Genomic DNA, 21,063 nt, shown 5'->3' with positions numbered 1-21,063 from the left:
AGAGAAGAGATGTATACAGATAACTATGAACAAGAAATTAATTTAAAGGACTTACTTTTTTCTGTTCTGTACAGGTGGAGGATATTGTTGTTTGCTGCTGTTGCAGGCATGATACTGATAGGTGGATATAAAGCGCTAAAAGTCACAGGAGACAAGATTGCAACAGAGACAGCTGAAGGTTATGAGGAAGAATTCACACGATTTATGGAAGAAAGGGCAGCAGTTGAGAAAACGGTTCGAAATCTTAAAGCGAGTATAGATGAGCAGAATTACTATATAGCGAATGCCCCGCTTATGCAGATTAACCCATATAATGAAGTTATATCTGCAGCAGATGTGGTGGTTAAGAGCAAGGATTCTACAGAAAGCAGTATGGATAGTCTGCTTGCACTTTATAAGTCTTTTCTGCTTGGAGGAGACTATTTAGATAAGCTGGCAGATGAGAATGGATATGAAAGCCGACACCTGAGGGAACTTCTGAGCATTACAGAAGAAAGTATGAATTCAGATTTGTCACATGTATCGATGATGGTATCGCCTTTATATGAAAACCATCAGGAGATAAAATTATTGCATATAAAGGTAAAAGGAACTGATTCTCAGGCAACAGAAAAAATTTTAGAAGAAGTTTTAAATGAATTGGAGACACTTCATGCCTTATATAAAACAAAGCTGGGAGAACATGAGTTAGATATACAGAAGATGCCGGTGAGCGAAACGGTAGATACAGATCTTCTGGACTGGCAGCAGAAAGTGCGGAGTAATGCGGGGACATTGAAAAAAGAGCTGGAGGAATCCCAGAAAAGTCTAAATAGTCTGAAGGAACCTGTTGTATCAACGTCAGCGGAACATTCTATAAAGAGTAGTGTCAAGTACGCTATAATTGGTTTTTTCGCTGGAGGGTTTATGGCTGTATTTGCAGTGAGTGTACAGTATATATTAAATGATAAAGTAACCTCTGATAAAGAAATAAGAAACAGATTTGGATTAAAAAGTTTGGGGGCTTTCTATCAAGCACCACGCAAAAGGATGTTAGGATTTATAGACAGCTGGCTCCGCAGAATGGCAGGAGATGATAAGGTGTGGCCGGATGATGCAGTGCTGGAAATGATTACTACGAATATAGGTAACTATGCATCGGGAAAGACTCGGCTGTTCATTACAGGATTTGCATCACAGGATACTATGGATAAAGTGTGCCAACAGATTCATAAGGACTTACCGGAATTGTGCGTAGAAACAGCGCGTGATATGATTTCTAATGCATCTGTGAGAAAGGCCATTGCTGAATGTGAAGGAATTATTTTGGTAGAAGAAAGGAATACATCAAAATATTCACTGATTGCCCAGGAGTTGGAATTAGCTTCGAATATTGGATGCGAAGTGATAGGTGTTGTGGTAAGCTAAGGGAGATGACTTGTTGGTTGTAAGCTGACAAGGAGTTTTAGAGGTTCTATCGCTGATAAATGATTAAGATAAATGGTAAATATAAGAGGCAAAACCATAATTAATGAAAGAGGACTCAACCCCAAACCGTTGAGTCCTCTTCCTTTTCACCCCCCAAGCACCTGACTATAATCATAAGAATACTGTTCCAAATAACCCTGGAACTCTCTCTTGGACATTTTTATCGATGCATCGCACCGGCCGCTTCCTGTAAAAATATAAGGATAGGAACTGCTCAGCAGGGAGTGGTCGCAGATTTTTATCCATTTTACATTCTCATTCTTAAAGGTAAAGAAGGGCGTAATGTTCCCGATTTCAAAGCCCAGTTCGTTTAGCTGCTGTATGTTTAAAAGCTTCAGCTTTTTGCTGAATACCACCACTTCATTATCAGTGGTCTCTTCAATCTGTTTATTATAGGGAAGGGCGATGGCGTAGTAACATTTTATCCCTGGCAGGGTCATGCTGCCGGATGTGTTTCTGTCCTGGCAGATGAGGACTTTTACGTAGTTATGGCCATCCTCACGCAGACCCTCCTTTTTCAGCTGTTCATAGCGGTTGTCCCAGGTCCTTGCATAGGCGTGATGGATAAGGTGTTGTTCCATGCCGCTGCTGCAGACCAGGGGCTTGGTTTTCTTCTGAGCCACAATATCCAGGAAACATCCGCGGCAGTTGCTGAAGGTCATGTTGTCCAGTGATACGCCTTTTCTGGCATATTCTTTGTCCAGCTCTTTCAGGATGTTTTGCAGAAAGTGTTTTCCCTGTTCAAATAATACGGATGCAACTGGATAGGAGTATATGTTTTGTAGTTTAAAGTATCTGCCTACAAAGCTTTTGGCGTCCTTATAATTGTTGGTTTCACAGTATATATAATATTTTCCTGCTTTATTTATGTTGACCTTGGCTGTCTTTGTGTCGGCAACTGGAAGGAAATCCATATTCTGATTCAGGGTTATCCAGTCTATATAGTCATATATGAATTCCGAATTATAGTACGATATATAAACGATTCCGTCATTTTTAAGCCAGGTATTGATATACTGGTAGTAAACAGAGGGATATCTCAGAAAGCTGGCATAGCCGGTACCGATTACCACCAGGTCCACACTATGATACAGGGAGCAGCGGTTGGTTATATAGTCTGCAATGGATGAGGTGAATATGGAAAAATCTACCCGTCCTCCGAATTTTCTTTTATACTCATTGATACAGTCCATGGCATTATCCAGGCAGATGATTTTCTGGAAATGCTCCCGCAGCATTAACAGCACAGGAAAGCTGACAAACCCAATGGATACGGCTACTTTATCACGGCTGCAGGGGGAAACGCCGGAGCTGTTTTCACGGGATAGGATTTCTTTTATCCGCTCGCATTCGAAATTGATTTCATGACGGTTGGCAAAATGGTCCTCCCACAGGATTCCTCTTTCGGCACGCTTGCCTTCCTTCAGCTTTTCATCCAGATGGCTGAATATAATGTTTTTATAGATAACGCTGAAGTATTTGCTGATGCGGTTCCAGATGGTATCGCAGAAGCGGTTGATGGGCAGCAGTTTTTCGGCATCCGGTCCTTCCTCGTATATGAAATTCTCACTGGCGGATTCTTCTGCCACGTCTTTTACCTTTAGCTTTTCCACATAAATATTGTCCTGGATACAATAATGTAATTCTTTCTGGGAAACCCTGTCGGCAGTTATCAGGACCATCATGTTTACCTTGTCCGGGTTATCCCGCATGAACAGGGAGAGCTGCAGCAGTTCTTCTTTGGAATAGGAATATTTGATATGCAGCAGGGTGCGGTAGCCGTAGGAACTTTCAGAGTCAGCAAATCTCAGCATCAGCCAATTGCCGTCTTTTAGTATGGGCTCTGTGTCAATATCAGAGCCGCGGCTAAAGGCCCAAAAATCCGCATCAAAAAATTTGTACCCTTTACCCTTAATTTGCAGTTTTTTAAGCAATACTTTTCGTATATACTCTAAATATTCGGGATTGGTAATGAGTTCTTCCAGCAAATCTAATTTCCGGTCATTCTGATAATTGAAAACATAGTACTGGAGAAAACGGCAGATACCGGCTTCCGGAGACAAGCGTTCCAATATGAACTGGACCGTCTTGACGTCCTTGCCTTTCGAGCGTATATTTGCCATGATTTTGACATCCAGGTCCTCTTTGTTGGCGGCCAGCAGGGGCATAATGTTTTTTTCTATCTTCTGAAAATAGTGGAGAGCCGGAGAGGATATACTTTTCTTCCAGTTCGTCACACTGTTTTTGGCACATTCAGCCAGATTGGCTATCTGCACATATGTGATTCCTGCTTCGTACATGGAATTAATTAGAACCTGCATTACTTCCAGGTTTTCCTGTTTTGCGGTTAGTGTTTTGCTATTAGTCATATGTAATCCCCCCATGGAATCATATACTTATACAAATATTAGGTTTGACAAACTTGGTGTTCAGCGGCCTATCTTGAACTTTCCAAAAGCATGTTTCACCGCGTATAATATGATTATAGCATATAAATCTGGTTTTGAAATGGGAAAACGTGAAGAAGGGGGGCTTATTTATGTTATTCTTGCAGTCGCTTGTGACACAGGCTTCAAACCTGTTTACCTGGAAGGAGTTGTTGGGGTTGGCAGGAGCCGCTCTGGCGGTGGTATGGATTATTACCATCATTTTCAGGACAACGGGAATGGTACCGTTGCTGGAGCAGGCAATCAGTTTTATTATCCAGCAGGTTTGCTCATTGATTCTTGCAGGCTTTCAGCTTACATTTAAGCTCCTGCAGGCTGTGGAGCTTTATATGGTCCTTTTGCTGGATGTTTTGACGGGGAAACATACATCTGAACAGAAAGTGTGTGTATTGGCCAGCAGTGCTTTGTCCATCGCCTCTTTTTATACTACATATTTAGGGTGGTGCTATTGCATTAATAACAAGCTCATCGCAGGACTGCTGACAATCGGGATACAGACTTTGCTGTTAAGGACAAGCCTGCGGATTGGTTTGGAGATGGACTGGGACAGCCAGTCAGGATATCCGGGCAATAACAGCATGCTCCATGTTTCTGTGGCCGGAATTGCACTGCTTGTGCTGGTAAGCGGAGGCTACATTGTCAACCGGCTCCCCATGCACCATTACTATGACCGGAAGATTTTTAATTATGTGGTTGTTTATTTCAGCCTGGTCCTTGTTATTTACATCTTCTTCTCTTTCATCAGTTCTGTCAGCCATTACAGGATGAAGGATAAAAAAACAGCGCGGATGTTATTTACCATTTATTTCGGAACCTTGGCAGTGTCATCCTTTTTTTCCTTCCAGGCATTTTTTACTACGTTGTATCCGCAGAATATCAGAAGGATGGACACATTTACGGAGGCAAAGCAGTCAGTGGTGCGTTCTGTCTCGCTGCTGTATCAGGACATGGATTCGGATTTCTACCAGAAATTGTCGGCGGATGTCCAGGAACAGCTGTCGCAGGCTAAAGACCAGCTGGAAACATCCGGGCAGACGGCCAGGACAAAGAGGGAGTCCTATATCAGCCAGTACGGCCAGAGTTATCAGGAATATTCTGAAGGGATGAGTGCCATTGACAAGGCCACTGATAAAATACAGGAATTGGACCAGCAGCTGAGTAGTGATAAGAACAGCATTTTAGGAAATACCAATAATACCGTTGGCTTTTATACACAGAAACTTATCAATGATTTGGAAACCAAACATGATGAGGATGTCAGGAAACAGGAGGATATCATTGCGGAGCAGAAGACGCTGTTAGCCGGAAATCTGTTTGCCAGCCAGCCTGCGCTTCTGGCGGAGTATGAGGGCGCTGTAAACGGTGATGCGGGAGACGGGGATGATGACAGTCTGCTCCGGGATATTGCATCGGCATCCGCTTTATTGCAGAAGGATGCATGGAGTGAATCAGACCGGGACGGATTTCAGGAATCCTGCAGAAACATACAATTGGCTTACCCTGAAGTATCTTTGTTAAGCGGGGCAGCTGTTCTGGGCGAATATAAATGGTTTCAATTCCAGTATCTTGCAGGTATGGATGCAATTACAAAACTGCATCTGAATGAACGGGCGGAGGAGATAGAGTCACGGTATGGGGAATTGAGGAATACCCTGTTTGAGAATGGTTATATGATTATCAATTCAGTGCCGAAAAGAAGCTATGGTTTTACGGCAGACGGACAGGAGATAAAAGTCTCTCCGGTTAATGCCGAAGAGTATCTGGCAGCTCTGGAGCAGGACTACGCGGATACAAATATGGATAAGCATATTTTTGAGCAGAACCTGACCTCATTTTGGAAGAAAAAGGTACCGGGTATATTATCAGCCCTTATTGCGGTCATGGTAGACAACCTTATTTTATTTGTGGGCTTTATCAGTCCCAGACAGCTGGAATTTTTTAAGAATATCATGAGTGCGGAGCCTGAGAAAAAGCGGATTGTATTGGAACATTTATTCAGTAAACCGTCTAAGAGGGCGTGATGATTCCTGCGAAAGGAGGAGGCAGTATGTTTAACAATCGAAAAGAGAAGTTTGGAAAATGGATAGCGCAGCAGGAGATTGCCGCAAAAAGTGTAGGCGGCAGTGATTATTCCCTGCGGGCAGCTGAGACAGATATACGCAAATCCGGATTCAGCGATATTGTCTCCAGACTTTTAAATGAGAAAAAGGCTGTCCGGGATTCCGGTTACATCTATATTGACCCCTACTATCAGATGTACGACCGGCCGGGGCGGGATGGAAAGCTGCTGCAGAATGTCAAGTCCGACGCATTCAGGACAATGATTAACCAGAGTGAGATTCTGTGTTACCGTTCCGATGAGCACAAGGGTATTTTTCACCGCCTGTCGCAAAAGGAAGTGCGGCGCTATAACTGTATTCAGATTATGGCTCAGCTGATACGAAAGAATCTTGCTTTTTTAGATGACCTGTGTGAATATATCTATCTTGATATTAATTTCCAGAATGTACTGGAAAAGAAGTCCAATATTCCCAGTGACTTATCTAATTTCCGCACCATGATGGGAGAGGGAAGGAACCTGAAGGATATTTTGGATTTATTGGAGGAGGCTGATACGGTAAGGACTGACAATGGGGAAATCAGGATTGTACTGTCACAGAGTATTGTAAAGGACTATGGATTCCAGACCCAGCTGTATAGCCTGCTGGATATAGGAATCGCCCAATTGGATGACAACAACCAATACCTGCTGTGTACAGAGCTTTCCACCTGGCTGCTGGATTATGTGGAGCATGCATGTGACCGGATGTCCTTTGCAGCTTTATATGAAAGTGCTATTTAATTAAGTGAAATAGGATGAGTAAAGTGAAATAGGATAAGTAAATTGAAAAAGGAGCCTCGCCGGTAATGATGTCAATTAACCGGTGAGGCTCTCTGCATGGATTATGATATGATTCTGCTGCCGGTCCCCGGCGCAGCCGTGTCCTTCTCAGTATTCCAGATTCCGTCACTTCCCAGCCAGTAATACAAATCCTGGTCAGATGATTTTACATAACAGTCAGATTCCATATATCCGTTATGTCCAAAGTAATACCAGTTGTCGCTGATGCAGCGCCAGCTGTTCACCGGATAAACATTGTTCGGATATACATAGCGCCAACCGGAGGATGTTTTATCCCATTTTCCGTTGGCAATGAACCAGGCGTCCTCGGTTCGGATGGTCAGGGGCTCGGAGCTGCCGCTCCATGGACCGGCCTGGGAGCTGTAGGTGCCTAATGCCCTTACGGTAAAGGTATAATTTCCCTCCACATTAATATAAGAGCTGAAATCATAGGTGGACTCAGCAGTCTTCTGGGTGGTCACCAGTATTTTATCCCGGTACAGGCGCGCTTCGTAGTTTTTGGCTCCGTTTACCTTATCCCAAACAGCGGTGGTCTGGTTCCAGCTGATGGATGTGGTAACAGGCAGATTGCCGTCTATGGCAGGCAGATAGACCTGAAGGATTAAGGCGCTTCCGTCCCCGTCCTTTTCCGCGGTTTTAAACTGGGCGCCGCAGCCGGTCAGGGAAAAGATACTGCGCTGGGTGCCGGAGAAATAGTATCCGTCCTTGGCAGAGAGTTCCACTTCCACCACGGGCCTCTCGCCGTAGTCCCACTGGTCGTCCTTTTTGTCGTACACAGCTCCTTCTACCTTGAATTCACTGTTGCTGGATACTGCATATACATTGCCTACCAGTTCGCCGCCCTTTGGGGCTGAGTCCCAGGAAAATGTCAAAGGTATGGATGTGATTGCTTTGTCCTGCCCATAGGCTGAGAAAAGGGTACCTATGGAAAGGAATGCTGCCAAGGCTGCAATAATGAGTGATTTTTTTGCCATTGTGTATCCCTCCTTGTGGTTCCGGAAAATTAACTGCCGGTATACGTGTTACTATTACTATTGTACTGTATTTTAGGGTGGAATTACAAGTTTTATTTGATAATAATATTAAGTGAGATGCGGATTCGTGCATATCCTGAAAAGATGGGCGGCATACTAATCCCGGAGGTGATATATTATGAGTCCGAAGGAATTAAATTATATTGAGGATGCACTAGGCCATGAGCAGTTTTTAATGACGCAGTGCCAGGAAGCCATCCAGAATCTGCAGGACCCTGTTCTTAAGAATCAGGCCCAGCAGATGGAACAGAAGCATCAGCAGATTTTTGACAGTTTTTATAATCTCGTATAAGGAGGAAGCAGAGAATGGATGACAAGTGTATTATGGAGAACCTTCTCCTGACCGAGAAGGGCGTATGCGACCTGTATGTTCACGGAACCATCGAGTCTTCCACTGCCAACGTGCACCAGACCTTTAACCAGGCGCTGAATGACAGCCTGTGTATGCAGGATGACATCTATAAGCAGATGTCCGCCAAGGGCTGGTACCAGACAGAGCAGGCGGAACAGCAGAAAATCATGAAAGTAAAGAATCAGTTTGCAGGTATGTAATCCAACCTGATTGGGTTTTGGGAACCTGATTGGATGAAAGGACGTCAAGTCATGGAATGGTCCGTGGCCTGACGTTCTTTTTGTGCGCCGGCCCTGCGCTATGATGACCGCACCTGGTTATCCAATCCAATTGTGCCGCCCGCTGGCCCATCCATGCCGCTTATATACGGTACTGCAGGGACCTGGTGTATCATGGCAGTATGAGTATAATCCAAAGGAGGTCTATAGATTGAGATGAGATTATCAGGAATGGACACCTACAACATGGGTAATGACAGGGATTTCCTAAAAAGTATTGAGGAGCATGTCAAAGACCCGTATATCAAGGAACGCCTGGTCAACAGACTGGAGTGGTACATGGTTATGGCGAACCGGTGCCAGTGTTTTTATTATATGGCTGCCTGTATGGGAATTGTTATGCCTACCCTTATACTTCTTCTGAATTCCATCCCGGGAGATATGCTTTCTGATGGAATGCGGCAGCTGTGTATTACGGCATTATCCGGTTTGTCGGGAATCGTCGGAGGCCTGTCCGGTATTTTCGGGTGGCATGAAAATATGATCCGGTACCGGGCTAATGCAGAGCGGTTAAAAAGCGAGACTTCTTTTTACATGCTGGGTGTGGGAGGCTATAGGGACAGGAAACAGAGCGACCGGCTGTTTTTAAGCGTACTGGAAGATTTGTCCCTTAAGGAGAATCAGATGTGGCAGAAGGAGGAGAGCAGCCATCCGGCATACAGACAGGAACAGAGTGGAAAGCGAAAGCCCAATGTGTGACAGGGATGTTGGCGGAACTGTTGGCGGAACCGTTGGCAGAACTGCTGGCGGAACTGTTGGCGGAACCGTTGGCAGAACTGCTGGCGGAACTGTTGGCAGAACTGCTGGCGGAACTACTGGCAGAACTGTCTGCCGGGATTACAGAATGTGGATTTAGGATGAACAGATGGAGGGATATACATATGGATATACATATGAACCACAGAGAACAGAATATAAGCCATACCAATTCGCAGAATGATTTCGCACTGCACAGACGCCTGCGGCAATGCTCACCCGGCCTTCACAGAAATTATCTGGAAGCTTCCGCAGGAGCCTGTATGATGCTGGACCGGTACAAGACTGTATTTCCCCAATACACGGACCACAGCAGCCTTCATTGCCTTAATATCATGAATCTGGCCGGGCAGCTTGTGGGGAATTGCCTGCAGCAGATGAATGGAGGTGAACTGTATGTGCTTCTGACGGGAATCCTGTTCCATGATTTGGGGATGGGTATTTCAAAGGCTGATTTTGAGAAGCTGGCCCCCGCCCTGTGCGGGGAACGATATCCCGTCAAGGGCAGTGAAGGGGAACTGATTCGGGAATACCATCAGGAGTTGGGCGCCCTGCTGGTGGAAAAATACAGCGGGATTTTTGAAATCAGGAAGGAGTATGTGTTTCCTGTGATGCAGGCAGTGAGAGGTCATAGGAAAGCGGATTTATGGGATGAAAATGCCTTTCCCGCTGTATTTCAGACCGGGGCAGAGTCTATTTGCCTTCCCTATATCGCGGGAATCATACGCCTGGCAGATGAGATGGACCTGTGCCGTGACAGAAACAGTACCCTTGGAGGGGAGGAACAGCTGATTTCCGATGCTTACAGCCGACTGGTATGGAGGACCCATGACACGGTAAAGGAGATGGAGCTGACGGAGAAGGAATGTATATTGTATGCAGAGGGCGGGAACAGGGAGACATGGGAAGAACTGGAAAGATGGGCGCGCAAGCTGCAGAAAACCATGGATGAGGTGGAGCTGGTCATTGCATCCAGAACTCCGTTTTATTTGCCGGGAAGAATGGTGCGGATTGTTGGAACTATGCCTTGAATGTCTGAAATCCGGAGGCGGGATACACCAGTTATGCCAGTAACCGTTCAAAGGATGCCGTCATGGCGCAGAGGTACAGTTTTCACGGTATGATGGCTTTGCAGTCATCCGGAGGGCTGTGCTGATAACAGGCAAAACCATATAACAATTAAGAAAAGGAGAATCACAGGATGGAAAACAACACATTAAAAGCCTCGATTGGCATTGAATTTTCCCTGATTGGGACACAGCTTCATGCCATGTATGAAAAAAATGAAGGAGGGTACGCAGTACTTTTAATACCGTCGGAACAGACGCCGGACAGCGGTATTTCCGTAAAGGATTTGATTGATGACATCAAGAAGATGGCCAAGGGAGTGTCCGGCAGCGATACTGCTGTGGATACGACCCAGCTTGAGACTGCCATGACCGAGGCCGCCAAGGAGGGCAGCGGCTCCACATCCATGAAATTGGAGGATATTGTAATCAAGCTTCAGATGGCTTATCTGTACATCAGTAAAAAGGGAGAGAACTCTGTTCTGGAATATGCGTTTCAGCTGCAGGTGGTGACGGAAGGTCTGGTGCCGGAAACCATCAAGCCTATTGTGGATGTAACGAACCTTTCTATTTCCGTCTGGAATACGGACAGAAAGAAGGTAGTGGACAAGATGGCTCTGATTACTGTGGACGAATACCTGGGTGCGGCCGCGCTTCCGGACAAGAGCCAGGCAGCAAAATAGGGTGGGAAGCACGGTTTAGGAATCAGTAAACTAAGCAGCATGGAGTGAGCGCAGGAAAGGAGCGGCAGAAATGAACCAAAGTCAGTTGTCATGCAGCATGGCCGTGGAGGGGGCAGTCAGAGGCTGTCCGGCCAGGCTGGCTGTCTGGTATGATAAGGGCGAAATGTCATTTTGCGGGCAGCTGCAAATGGACCGGAGAGGGCCCGCTGGAATATTGGAGGCTGTAGACAGTGAAATGGCTTCCAAATTCGGAGCTTATGCTTCCGGTCTGGTCCGTGTTTCAAATCAATGCGCCGCCTTTTCCTGCATTCATGGAATCACAGCCCTGGGTTATGGCCAACCGGGGCTGTATTTCAAGGCAGCTGCCGGCAGGGGAAGCGCAGCCATTCTCTTTTCGTTTTCAGTGTGCACCGCAGCCCCAGCCCCCAATCCGGCGCAGCCGCCGCAGGTATCCTCCCTTATGAATGCAGTGAGTAAAGCAGGGGACTTTTTCGGAATGGAGGAGTTTTATTTTTTCGGACGTGTGGGAACAGGACTGGGTCCCGGGGATTTGATGGCCGGGGCGCCGGGAACAGAGGCATTTCCGGCCCGGATTGAAAGGTGCAGCCTGCTTGTATATTCCCGTTTAAGGCTTGACGGGAACAGCGTGTTTGAAAGGGCGGTCAGGGAGTTGTTCGGTCTGGAGGAGACACAGCTTTTTCTGGGAGCGGGTGAAGGCGGATTCCTGTGCATGGCAGCAATCCCGGCATACAAGAACCATTTTATGGAAACCAGGAACATGTGCCTGGCAGCGGAGCTTAAGAGCAGCGCCTTGTCCCTGGCGCTTCAGGGCTCTTTCCGGTTTGCCTTTGTGCCGGATATGGAATTCCATGTAAACTGCGGCATATCAAAGACCCGCTTCATGGTGGAGGCTTTTGGGGAGGTCAGGGAGCCCGTTCACCTGGCCGGTCCCTTTTCCATAGGGGACACCTGTCTGGCTATTGGATTTGACCGGGGTCCGGTCTTTGCCATGTTTGCCAATCTCTATATACGGGAAATACATCTGTTCGGGGCTGTGATGCTTACCGTGGCAGGGTCGGTCCCCAAGCTGGATTTGCTGTCCGCGGCGGTCAGTGACCTGTCTGTTCCTATTTTGGTGAGGAATCTGCTGGGGCTTTCCTTTGAAGGCCTTGACAGCATTGATTTTATTCGAATACTGGGCCTTCCTTTCCAGGACATGGAGGCATTTGACATGGAAATGGTTAAGAGCGCAGACGGGGGCCGGCTGGCAGAGGCATTTAACCAGAGGATTCATGACAACAGTCTGGTGCTGGAAAAGGAGCAGGTAAAGGCTTCTCCCTTTGGGGATGGGGTGGACCTGGTGGACCAGCGGCGGATGCGTCATTATTACATAGACAGTTCGGGCAGGATAAAGCTTACGGCCCAGTTTTATTATGCGGATGTGAATACCAGGCTGGGCAGTTACACGGTGGAGCGGGGAATCTTTGTCTGCGGCGTGATTGAGATTTTCAAGGTGCGGTTCGAGGTCCTGTTTTCCTTTCGGGAGGGAGACGGGGTGCTGGCATATGGCCGGATACCGGAGGTAAATCTGGGATTCCTGAAGTTAGGCCCCTCCAGGGCAGGGCAGGAGTCCGGGGAAGCCCTTCCCGTACCGGCGGACAGCGTCCTCAGGCAGTTTATGTGTAAGGAACAAAAGGGAATCGTGTTCTTCCTGTCCGCGGGCAAAAAGGATGTGACCTTCTATCTGGACGGACGCATTGAATTGCTGTCCATTCTGTATTACGAGACCAGGATTATTTTCTGTAAGGGGCTTATATCCATTGATGTGCGTTTTAACTGGCTGGCTATTTTTGATGTGAGCATTCATCTGAAGGTGAATTACCAGGATTTCAACCGGGGCGGGTTTGAGTTCCGCCTGGTGATTGATACGTCCGGGCTGGCTGAGAAGCTGAAGGCGGTGCAGGAGAGCATTAACAGGGCCATTGACCGGCTGAGGGATAAGATTAGGAATGCCACAAGGGAAATTGACAGGGCCCAGGCCCATGTAAACGAGCTGTATGGGCAGATTGATTCCCTGAACCGTAGAATTGAGGACTGCAGGCAATCCATCCGGAATGCGAAGTGGTGGAAAAAGGCATTTGTGGCCATTGCAAAGGGAATCGAGATAGGAGCCTATGAGGTGGCAAAGGCCGGTGTATATGTGGCAATCGGAGTGGCCACGGCAGCCCTTCAGGTGGCTAAAGCAGCGGTGCAGCTGGCCGGCAAGGTTGGCGAGGGCGTCATGAAGGCGGTGAACGCCGTCATACAGGGGGCTTTATCCTTCTTCTACATCAACCGTCTGGAGCTGTACGGCAGGGCCGGCATGAACGAGCAGGAATTCAGGGCTTCCATTGAGTTTGTTGCCCTGGGAAAGACCTACCGGTATGAGACAAAAATGGGGCACTCTGCCCTGAAGTCCGATGCGGCCGGTACTGTGTCAGGCAATATGAACGGGCAGATGAAACATGATTTGGACCATATTGAGGACGGGGCTTTCCGCAGCAATTTCAGGCGGTACAGCCATGAGTCGTATACCATAGAGGAACAGTGCCGGCGCCTGGCGGGGGCCAGGGAGCAGATGAGGTCATCCACAAGGCTGATGCGTTCCATGCAGGAAGCGTATGTCCGGGAGTTCAGCGAACCCATGTCTGATTTTGACCAGATGAACCAGGAGTATGTAAATGCCCTGGACTGTGTGGGCGGCATTTTGAAGACAGGGGAGCAGGCCGGGGATGTAAAGGCATTATCCGGCTCCATGGGCGGCTTAAAACGCAGGATTACACTGAAAGAGAAGGAAGGCGTGTTCCGGGATGAGGAACTGTCTGAGCTGAAGGATGTTATTCACAATTACGACCAGGCAAGGCTTCTGTATGACGAGGTAAAGAAGAGTATGTCTGCTGTGGAGAGCCAGAGAAAACAGATGCTGGCCTATGCAGACCTTCAAAAGCAGAAAACAGGCGAACAAAAACAGAAGAAAGCATTGTCCGCGGCAGAGGGCAGCATGGAACGGGTGCTGAACAAGACCGAGGAGGCCATGTACCGCAGTTTCCCCGTGGACCGCAGCGGCAGGAATTACATTAATCTTTCCAGGGAGGGATTGATTCACCAGTACATGGACGAGGCAAGGCAGGAATTTGGTGCTGAGACATCTGAGAACGTGCGGGTAATGAGAAGCAGGAGCCGTAAGGGACGGTATGACAGCAGGCTGTAGGCTGCATAGCAGCAGGCAGTGAGTGTCCGGAGGCAAAGCATCATGAGGCAAAACATTATGAGGCAAAGCATCATGAGGCAAAGCATCATGAGGCAAAGCATCACGGGGCAAAGCAGTAAAGAGAGTGTGTAATAACGAAAAGGAGAATGGCAGATGGAAGAAAGAAAAAAGAGGGTCACTGCGCCGCGGATTGCGGCGACCCTAAGCGCCCTGCTGGCAGGGGCGACCCTCTATACGGTAAGCGGTTCTGAGCGTCAGGGTATTCAGGTGATGGAGTATGATGCTGCCACAGAGGCCGCAGACAGTACAATCATGGTATATATGAACGGCAGCGACCTGGAAGGAGATTATGGCGCCGCCACTGCGGACCTTCAGGAAATGATGGCGGCGTTGGTAAAAATGGGGCAGGAGGGGAGGGCTCCCTCCCTCCATGTGGTGGTGGAAGCAGGCGGTTCCACCCGGTGGGAACTGGAAGAAATGGATGGCGTGTCCTATGCCAGGTTTGTCCTGACAGAGGACGGGGTTTCCGCCATGGAACCCATGGAAATCAGGAACATGGGGGAGGCAGATACCCTGACGGACTTTATCAACTATGGTGTCCAATCTTATCCGGCCAGCCATTACGGGCTGATTCTGTGGAATCACGGAGGCGGCCCGGTGGGAGGATATGGGAGCGACAGCCATTTTGACGGAGATGGGCTTTCACTGGAGGAGATACGGGAGGCTGCGGACCACTCTGTTATGGCGGACAGCGCCTTTGATTTTGTGGCCTTTGACGCCTGCCTTATGGGCAGCGTGGAGATTGCTGGCTGTCTGGAAGGAAAGGCTGACTATGTCATTGCATCGCCGGAGCTGGAACCTCAGGATGGTTATGATTACAGCTGGATGACGGCATTGGGAGACAGCCTGCCGCCTGACAGTGAGTGGGGGGAGGCGGCAGGCCGGTCCATGGTGAGGGCTTATGATGCCTGCTATGCCTCAGGCACTGCGCCTGTTGCCATGACTCTTATGGATATGAAGGAATACCGGGCATTTCATGAGGTTTTTCACCAATATGTGGACCGAATACCGGCGGAATGCCGGGAAGAGCTGTACGGTGAACTGGGAAGGGACAGGTTGAAGATGCTGGCATTTGGCAGCAGACAGGCGGGAAGTGCTTCGGAGCTGGTGGATGTGATGGACTTTCTGGATGCCTGTCAGAAGGTATATCCGGACGAACAGGCATTACAGACATTAAAGGAGCGGATGGGGAAACTGGTGGCAGAACAGTCGGCCGCAGGCTATCCTGTGAATCCAAGCGGCCTGACCATATACCTGCCCAGCGGTTCCAATCCATATCTGCAGGAGGACCTTGAAACGTATGACGCCGCAGGATTCTGCAGTGCCTACAGGCAGCTGACGGACGGATATGCAGCGTATCTGGCCAGGGAAAGCGGTGTGGATTGGGGAGACATACGTGCACATAAGGACGGCGCTGTGGAAATCAGTATTTCCCCGGAGGATATTTCTTCCGTGACAGGAGCATACCTGGCTGTGTTCTGCCCCGTGGGGGACCAGGGGAGTTATTATCTTCTCTGCACGGACAGTGATGTGGCCATTGGAGTGGACGGGACGCTGCGTGCAGTGCCGGAGGACAGCTATATGGGAATGAAGGGACAGGTGCTCTGCCTTATTGAAACCATGAATCTGGAGGCATACACGGAATATATGGCTCCGGTGCTCTATAACGGGGAGCTGTGTACCTTGCGGATTGGGTTTGACGAGGAGCATGGGGACGGGCAGATTCTTTCCGTGACGCCGGCGGGCCTGTCCTCTGAGGCTGCAAAACAGATTTATGAGCTGAAGGAGGGGGACCGGATGATACCGCTGTATCCGGTTGAATGTATGGAAGATGCAGAGGAGGCAGGAGAAGCAGCGGCTGAGCCCGGGGAAGCATTGGCTGAGTCCGGGGAAGCTGTGGATGGTTCCGGGGAAGCAGCGGCTGAACCGGAAGATTCCGCCAGCGCTGCCAGCGATGTTCCGGGCTGCCTTCCGGACAGCCGGTATTACACAGACAGCTATTACATGGGAACGGAATTTTATATAGAGGAACCGGATGACATGCTGCTGGAGACAGTACCAATATCCGGGGATGGATATCTCTATGGTTTTATGCTGACGGATGTACGGCAGCATATTTATTATACGGATTTTATCGGCATGGAGGCAGAGGATGCCGGTTCATGAACAGTGAAAGGAGAGAATGAATCATGAGTAAGACGAGCAGGGAATTGATTGAATTCTGCAGGGGGAAGTTGGGCACGCCGTATGTGTTCGGTATGAAGGGACAGGTTCTGACGGAGGCGCTGCTGCTGCAGCTGGCAGCGGAAAATCCCAAGGTCTACACACCCCAGTACATAGCCAAGGCGCGGTGTTTCATGGGTAAGCACTGTACGGATTGTTCCGGTCTGATTACCTGGTGCACCGGTATCCTGAGGGGAAGCGCCAATTATAAGGAGACTGCCCGGGAGGTGCAGCCCATAGGCGCATTAAATGAATCAATGACAGGCTGGGCCCTCTGGAAACCTGGACATATCGGGGTTTACATTGGAAATGGAAAATGCATTGAGGCTAAGGGCATCAATTACGGTACAGTGGAGACACGGGTCCGGGATACGCCCTGGGCCAATGTTCTGAAACTCAAGGACATTGATTATACAGAGCAGGTATGTGAACCAGCAGCTCCTTTACCCCACCCCACGGGTTGGGTAAAGGAAGACGGCGGGGTCCGTTTCTATCTGGAGCCGGAACGGTATGTGGTCAATGACTGGTATCAGGACCGCGGGCAGTGGTTCTGGTTTGATGGTTCAGGCCATGCTGTGAGGGATAACTGGTACCTTTATAAAGACGACTGGTATTATTTCGGCCCGGACTTTGCGATGGTTAAGGGGCTCCAATTCATTAAAGGGAAGCCCTATTATTTTAACAAAGACGGCCGGATGGCAAAGCTGGGGACAAGCTTTATCGTACAGGTGGATAAAAACGGCGTACTGCATTTTCCGGAGGAGGAATCACCGGAGCTTCCCGTCATTCCAGCACCAGCAGACCATAAAGCAGAACAGGCCCGGGGAGAACTAAGAATATCGGATGCAGGTATCTGCCTGATTAAACAGTTTGAAGGATGCCGTCTGGAGGCATACCGCTGCGCAGCCGGTGTGCCAACCATCGGGTACGGACATACGGCCGGAGTGACCATGGGGATGAGGATTACCCAGGCACAGGCAGAGGCATATCTGAGGGAGGACTTAAGAAAATTCGAACAGGCGGTAATCAACGTGCTGGGATGCAGCGTAACCCAAAACCAGTTTGATGCCCTGGTAAGCTTTGCATATAATCTGGGGGCAGGCGCGCTCAGGAACAGTACGCTTTTAAAATGTCTGAATGCAGGGGATGTAAAGGGGGCGGCCGATGAATTTCCCAAATGGAACAAAGCAGCCGGAAAGGTGTTGGAAGGACTTACCAGGCGGCGGATGCAGGAACGGCAGTTATTCTTATCCTGATAGGGGGACAGCAATTCTGATTATAGGGCAAAAATAACCGCTAATGGATATTGATACGGAAAGAAAGGGCAGAGGCATGATTCTCTGCCCTTTCCGCTGCGTCCCGGCCAATGCATCCTGGCGGATGAATCCTGCCCCGTGCCTATCCATTGCTTGCGTCCAGGCCCGCGCGGAGCGGATACCTGCGGAAATAATCAGACAAACCGCGCCTGTAGCTGCGGGAACAGCAGCAGGAAATACCGCCTGTAAAGGAGAGAATCCCCTGGTCAGGTTCAAAGGACCGGACATTGGACAGATTTGCTATGGTGGACGCCCGTACCTGACGGAAGGGCGGAGCCAGCTTTTCTGACAATTCTTTGATACCGGAGCGGAAGGTATATACCCCGTCAGAGCAGTGTACATTGCACATGTGGGTCCCTTTTACGGTTTCTATATAATAGATTCCGGAAAAGGGGACACGGGCTTCCTGCCGGTTTCCGTGTACAAGCAGAAATCCGTCCGTGGAATTCACGCGGCGGTTCAGGTAGGTCAGGATATTCAGGCAGGAGCGTTCTAAATTATCATGGGCAGGATGGATGTAGCCTGCAATGCCGCGGACGGAGTGGCTGTTGACCAGACGGGCCGCGGTGCGGTAATCACTGCTCACCATGCAGACCATTATCCGGCTGCTGCAGGACGTGAGCCTGTCCAGGACATCGGGCCAGTCAGGACGGCTGTCGCTGTCAAAGAACATGAGCCACAGCTCTGTGGGAGAGCCGGCAGCTTCCTTGATGAGTTCGTCCGGTGTCAGGCTCCTGAAGGCATACAGCTCCATGCCCCTCAGACGCCTGGTGGAAATGGCTGAGTCTGCGGCTGTATAAAGTTGACTGAAAAGCTGACTATGTTCTGTTGATATAACAATATTCAAACCAGATTCCTCCTTTGTTCCAGTATAAGTAATCATGGGTGGTTACAAGATTCATCCGTTATACAGAACGTATGTTCGATTAAAACCGAATAGAAAAGGCCGTCCGGCCCAAATAACGGTGTGAATCTGTGCAGCACCCGTCCTTCTCATTCTTCTTGCCGCTGCTCCATGAGGCTTCTCAGCTTCCTGAGAATCTTTCCGTGGCGGTAATGAAGCGTGGTTACAGGAACTCCGGTTTCCCTGGAAATCTGGCGCAGGGACTGGTCGTAACAGTAAATACGGCGTATCATATCCCTCTCTCTGGGGTCCAGGCCCTTCATGGCCTTAAGGAGCAGGGAGCGCTCCAATGCCTCCTCAGCCTGCTCCTCCACAGATTTGGAGCGGGTGTCCTGAAACAGGTCGCAGCCGTTTAAATCCTCTGTGTCCAATGCATTATAAGAAAATGTCCTATTATGGATATCCGACTCCCGGAAATACCGCTCCTTCCGCTGGCCTTTGCAGTATAATTTATAAATTTCTTTTGAGACATAGATATTCCGGTTATCAATACGTATGTAATATAGCATATTTTTCCACCTCTCATGTGGAAAAGGGAATCTGTGATGTAGTTTAAAGATATCACTGAGGGGGGATTTTGTCAAGAAAAATTCGAACACATGTTCGATTAGGCGGATAAGAAGTATAAGACAGAAAATCAAAATGGGATTTTGTGGAAAGGAAGCATGTGATGTACTTCCAGTTGAATATTATTTTTTGCAGTGTTAAAGTAGACGGAGAAGGGGTTGTTCCATGCCCTGCCGGAACCTGGCGCAGCTGACAGCGTATATGTTCAGGCGCATTCCGGTATGACAGGGAAAAAAATGGGAACAATCAAGGAAAATCCAAGGAGGAGGTAAAGACAATGGGACATCTTACAACCCGCGACGCATACCGGAATCTGGGAGAACGCATCAACTGGTTTACCCAGGGGGCCCCGGCCTCTGAGACGCTGTACAAGATACTGCAGGTCCTCTATTCTGAAAAGGAGGCCAAATGGGTGGCTTTGCTGCCGGTCCGTCCGTTTACCATTAAAAAGGCGGCAAAGATATGGGGGACCTCGGAGTACAAGGCGGAAAAGCTGTTGGACCACCTGTGCGGCAAGGCATTGCTGGTGGACTCCTGGGACAAGGGAGTGCGGAAATTCGTGATGCCCCCGCCAATGGCAGGATTCATTGAATTTGCCCTGATGCGGACAAGGGGAGATATTGACCAGAAATATCTCAGCGAATTGTATTACCAGTACATGAATGTGGAGGAGGATTTCATCAAGGACCTGTTCTACGCCACCGAGACAAAGCTGGGCCGCGTGTTCGTCCAGGAACCGGTCCTGACCAATGATAAGATGAACCACATCCTGGATTACGAGCGAGCCACCCACATTGTAGAGGAGGCAGAATACATTGGACTGGGACTCTGCTACTGCCGCCATAAGATGTCCCACGCAGGCCATCCCTGCCAGATTAACGCTCCCTGGGATGTATGCCTGACCTTTGACAATGTGGCCCGTTCCCTGGCCCAGCACGGGGATTACTGCAGGCTCATCTCAAAGGAGGAAGCATTGGATGCCCTGGAACGCTCCTACGCCAGCAATCTGGTACAGATAGGGGAAAATGTGCGGGAGCACCCGGCTTTTATCTGCAACTGCTGCGGGTGCTGCTGTGAGGCACTTCAGGCTGCCAGGCATTTCAGCCCCATGCAGCCCGTGGCCACCACCAATTATATTCCTGATATTACCGGGGACCAGTGTGCTGGCTGCGGTAAGTGCGCCAAGGTTTGTCCGGTATTGGCCATTTCCATGGAGGATGACGGAAACGGAAGAAAAAGGGCTGTGGTGGATAAGGACATTTGTCTGGGCTGCGGCGTGTGCGCCAGGAACTGCAGCTTCAAGGCTGTCCGGATGGAGCGCAGGCCAGAGCAGATTATTACGCCGGTGAACAGCACCCACCGGTTTGTGCTTCAGGCCATTGAGAAGGGAACCCTGGCAAACCTGGTGTTTGACAATCAGGCGTTTTCCAACCACAGGGCCATGGCCGCCCTGTTCAGTGCTATCCTGGAACTGCCGCCCCTTAAGCAGGCCATGGCCAGCAGGCAGTTTAAGTCTGTTTATCTGGACCGGCTGCTGGCGGCGAAGCGGGAGAAGGATTGAAAGGGAGAACCATTTAAAAATAGATTTCAGAGATTACAGGAGAGACGGAAAGGGACGAAGGGTAAAATCTTCATCCCTTTCCATTTTTATTATATTGGCTTTTGTAATTTGAAAAATCCACAATCTTCTCTTGACGAAATCGTTTTCATGAGTTAATATGTATATAACGATACAAGAAACCGTTTTCATGGGAGGG

Annotated in this window: 16 protein-coding genes; 12 read left to right on the top strand and 4 right to left on the bottom strand. The window is 49.0% G+C overall.

The genetic code is table 11. The features are described 5' to 3' along the window. The first annotated feature begins 9 nt into the window (after window positions 1–9). On the top strand, window positions 10–1,407 hold the full coding sequence (locus tag I2H39_RS23885; protein ID WP_195627684.1) for a hypothetical protein: 1,398 nt from the start codon (window positions 10–12) through the stop codon (window positions 1,405–1,407). 146 nt (window positions 1,408–1,553) lie between these two features. Here the strand turns inward: I2H39_RS23885 and I2H39_RS23880 are convergent, their stop codons facing one another. Next, window positions 1,554–3,767, bottom strand: a complete 2,214-nt coding sequence (locus I2H39_RS23880; protein ID WP_207746949.1) for a hypothetical protein — start codon at window positions 3,765–3,767, stop codon at window positions 1,554–1,556. 239 nt (window positions 3,768–4,006) lie between these two features. On the opposite strand from I2H39_RS23880, the gene I2H39_RS23875 reads away from it, so the two are divergent. Further along, window positions 4,007–5,935, top strand: coding sequence for a hypothetical protein (locus I2H39_RS23875; RefSeq protein ID WP_195627682.1), 1,929 nt, complete (start codon window positions 4,007–4,009; stop codon window positions 5,933–5,935). A gap of 26 nt (window positions 5,936–5,961) precedes the next feature. After that, the gene (locus I2H39_RS23870) at window positions 5,962–6,756 is read left to right on the top strand and encodes a hypothetical protein (RefSeq protein ID WP_138309846.1); all 795 of its coding nucleotides are present in this window, start codon (window positions 5,962–5,964) and stop codon (window positions 6,754–6,756) included. A 101-nt stretch (window positions 6,757–6,857) separates the two neighbouring features. Here the strand turns inward: I2H39_RS23870 and I2H39_RS23865 are convergent, their stop codons facing one another. After that, window positions 6,858–7,790, bottom strand: a complete 933-nt coding sequence (locus tag I2H39_RS23865; protein ID WP_138309847.1) for a hypothetical protein — start codon at window positions 7,788–7,790, stop codon at window positions 6,858–6,860. Between the two features lie 178 nt (window positions 7,791–7,968). On the opposite strand from I2H39_RS23865, the gene I2H39_RS23860 reads away from it, so the two are divergent. The 8 genes from I2H39_RS23860 to I2H39_RS23825 all read left to right on the top strand — a co-directional run bounded on the left by I2H39_RS23860 (window position 7,969) and on the right by I2H39_RS23825 (window position 17,775). Continuing rightward, window positions 7,969–8,142 (top strand): hypothetical protein, encoded by a 174-nt coding sequence (locus I2H39_RS23860; RefSeq protein ID WP_171042667.1) that lies wholly within the window; start codon window positions 7,969–7,971, stop codon window positions 8,140–8,142. Between the two features lie 14 nt (window positions 8,143–8,156). After that, on the top strand, window positions 8,157–8,402 hold the full coding sequence (locus tag I2H39_RS23855) for a spore coat protein (RefSeq protein WP_138309848.1): 246 nt from the start codon (window positions 8,157–8,159) through the stop codon (window positions 8,400–8,402). Window positions 8,403–8,636: 234 nt separating this feature from the next. Beyond that, window positions 8,637–9,179, top strand: coding sequence for a DUF4231 domain-containing protein (locus I2H39_RS23850; RefSeq protein ID WP_195627681.1), 543 nt, complete (start codon window positions 8,637–8,639; stop codon window positions 9,177–9,179). Further along, on the top strand, window positions 9,107–10,267 hold the full coding sequence (locus I2H39_RS23845) for a hypothetical protein (RefSeq protein ID WP_227147412.1): 1,161 nt from the start codon (window positions 9,107–9,109) through the stop codon (window positions 10,265–10,267). Before I2H39_RS23850 ends, I2H39_RS23845 begins: the two co-directional genes overlap by 73 nt. Before the next feature lie 170 nt (window positions 10,268–10,437). Further along, window positions 10,438–10,986, top strand: a complete 549-nt coding sequence (locus I2H39_RS23840; RefSeq protein ID WP_195627680.1) for a hypothetical protein — start codon at window positions 10,438–10,440, stop codon at window positions 10,984–10,986. A 70-nt stretch (window positions 10,987–11,056) separates the two neighbouring features. Next, window positions 11,057–14,236, top strand: coding sequence for a hypothetical protein (locus tag I2H39_RS23835; RefSeq protein ID WP_195627679.1), 3,180 nt, complete (start codon window positions 11,057–11,059; stop codon window positions 14,234–14,236). A 153-nt stretch (window positions 14,237–14,389) separates the two neighbouring features. Then, window positions 14,390–16,462, top strand: coding sequence for a clostripain-related cysteine peptidase (locus I2H39_RS23830; RefSeq protein ID WP_195627678.1), 2,073 nt, complete (start codon window positions 14,390–14,392; stop codon window positions 16,460–16,462). 23 nt (window positions 16,463–16,485) lie between these two features. Beyond that, window positions 16,486–17,775: a glycoside hydrolase family protein gene (locus tag I2H39_RS23825; RefSeq protein ID WP_195627677.1), complete on the top strand. Its 1,290-nt coding sequence runs from the start codon at window positions 16,486–16,488 to the stop codon at window positions 17,773–17,775. Window positions 17,776–17,917: 142 nt separating this feature from the next. Here the strand turns inward: I2H39_RS23825 and I2H39_RS23820 are convergent, their stop codons facing one another. Then, window positions 17,918–18,682 carry a LytTR family DNA-binding domain-containing protein gene (locus tag I2H39_RS23820; protein WP_195627676.1) on the bottom strand — a complete coding sequence of 255 codons (765 nt, stop codon included), beginning with the start codon at window positions 18,680–18,682 and terminating at the stop codon, window positions 17,918–17,920. 146 nt (window positions 18,683–18,828) lie between these two features. Next, on the bottom strand, window positions 18,829–19,248 hold the full coding sequence (locus I2H39_RS23815; protein ID WP_138309856.1) for a sigma-70 family RNA polymerase sigma factor: 420 nt from the start codon (window positions 19,246–19,248) through the stop codon (window positions 18,829–18,831). A 335-nt stretch (window positions 19,249–19,583) separates the two neighbouring features. Here I2H39_RS23815 and I2H39_RS23810 point away from each other — a divergent pair, with 335 nt between their 5' ends. Then, window positions 19,584–20,867, top strand: a complete 1,284-nt coding sequence (locus I2H39_RS23810) for a 4Fe-4S dicluster domain-containing protein (protein ID WP_195627675.1) — start codon at window positions 19,584–19,586, stop codon at window positions 20,865–20,867. Window positions 20,868–21,063 lie beyond the last annotated feature (196 nt).

Origin of the sequence: Clostridium sp. 1001283B150225_161107_B6, from assembly GCF_015556325.1 — a bacterium.
Classification (GTDB): domain Bacteria; phylum Bacillota; class Clostridia; order Lachnospirales; family Lachnospiraceae; genus Enterocloster.
This window is presented reverse-complemented; position numbering and strand designations above follow the sequence as displayed.

Coding starts and splice junctions, on each gene's coding strand:
- I2H39_RS23860 (WP_171042667.1), top strand. CDS start 7,969: ATGAGTCCGAAGGAATTAAATTATATTGAGGATGCACTAGGCCATGAG.
- I2H39_RS23865 (WP_138309847.1), bottom strand. CDS start 7,790: ATGGCAAAAAAATCACTCATTATTGCAGCCTTGGCAGCATTCCTTTCC.
- I2H39_RS23830 (WP_195627678.1), top strand. CDS start 14,390: ATGGAAGAAAGAAAAAAGAGGGTCACTGCGCCGCGGATTGCGGCGACC.
- I2H39_RS23825 (WP_195627677.1), top strand. CDS start 16,486: ATGAGTAAGACGAGCAGGGAATTGATTGAATTCTGCAGGGGGAAGTTG.
- I2H39_RS23875 (WP_195627682.1), top strand. CDS start 4,007: ATGTTATTCTTGCAGTCGCTTGTGACACAGGCTTCAAACCTGTTTACC.
- I2H39_RS23810 (WP_195627675.1), top strand. CDS start 19,584: ATGGGACATCTTACAACCCGCGACGCATACCGGAATCTGGGAGAACGC.
- I2H39_RS23850 (WP_195627681.1), top strand. CDS start 8,637: ATGAGATTATCAGGAATGGACACCTACAACATGGGTAATGACAGGGAT.
- I2H39_RS23835 (WP_195627679.1), top strand. CDS start 11,057: ATGAACCAAAGTCAGTTGTCATGCAGCATGGCCGTGGAGGGGGCAGTC.
- I2H39_RS23880 (WP_207746949.1), bottom strand. CDS start 3,767: ATGTACGAAGCAGGAATCACATATGTGCAGATAGCCAATCTGGCTGAA.
- I2H39_RS23840 (WP_195627680.1), top strand. CDS start 10,438: ATGGAAAACAACACATTAAAAGCCTCGATTGGCATTGAATTTTCCCTG.
- I2H39_RS23815 (WP_138309856.1), bottom strand. CDS start 19,248: ATGCTATATTACATACGTATTGATAACCGGAATATCTATGTCTCAAAA.
- I2H39_RS23855 (WP_138309848.1), top strand. CDS start 8,157: ATGGATGACAAGTGTATTATGGAGAACCTTCTCCTGACCGAGAAGGGC.
- I2H39_RS23885 (WP_195627684.1), top strand. CDS start 10: ATGTATACAGATAACTATGAACAAGAAATTAATTTAAAGGACTTACTT.
- I2H39_RS23870 (WP_138309846.1), top strand. CDS start 5,962: ATGTTTAACAATCGAAAAGAGAAGTTTGGAAAATGGATAGCGCAGCAG.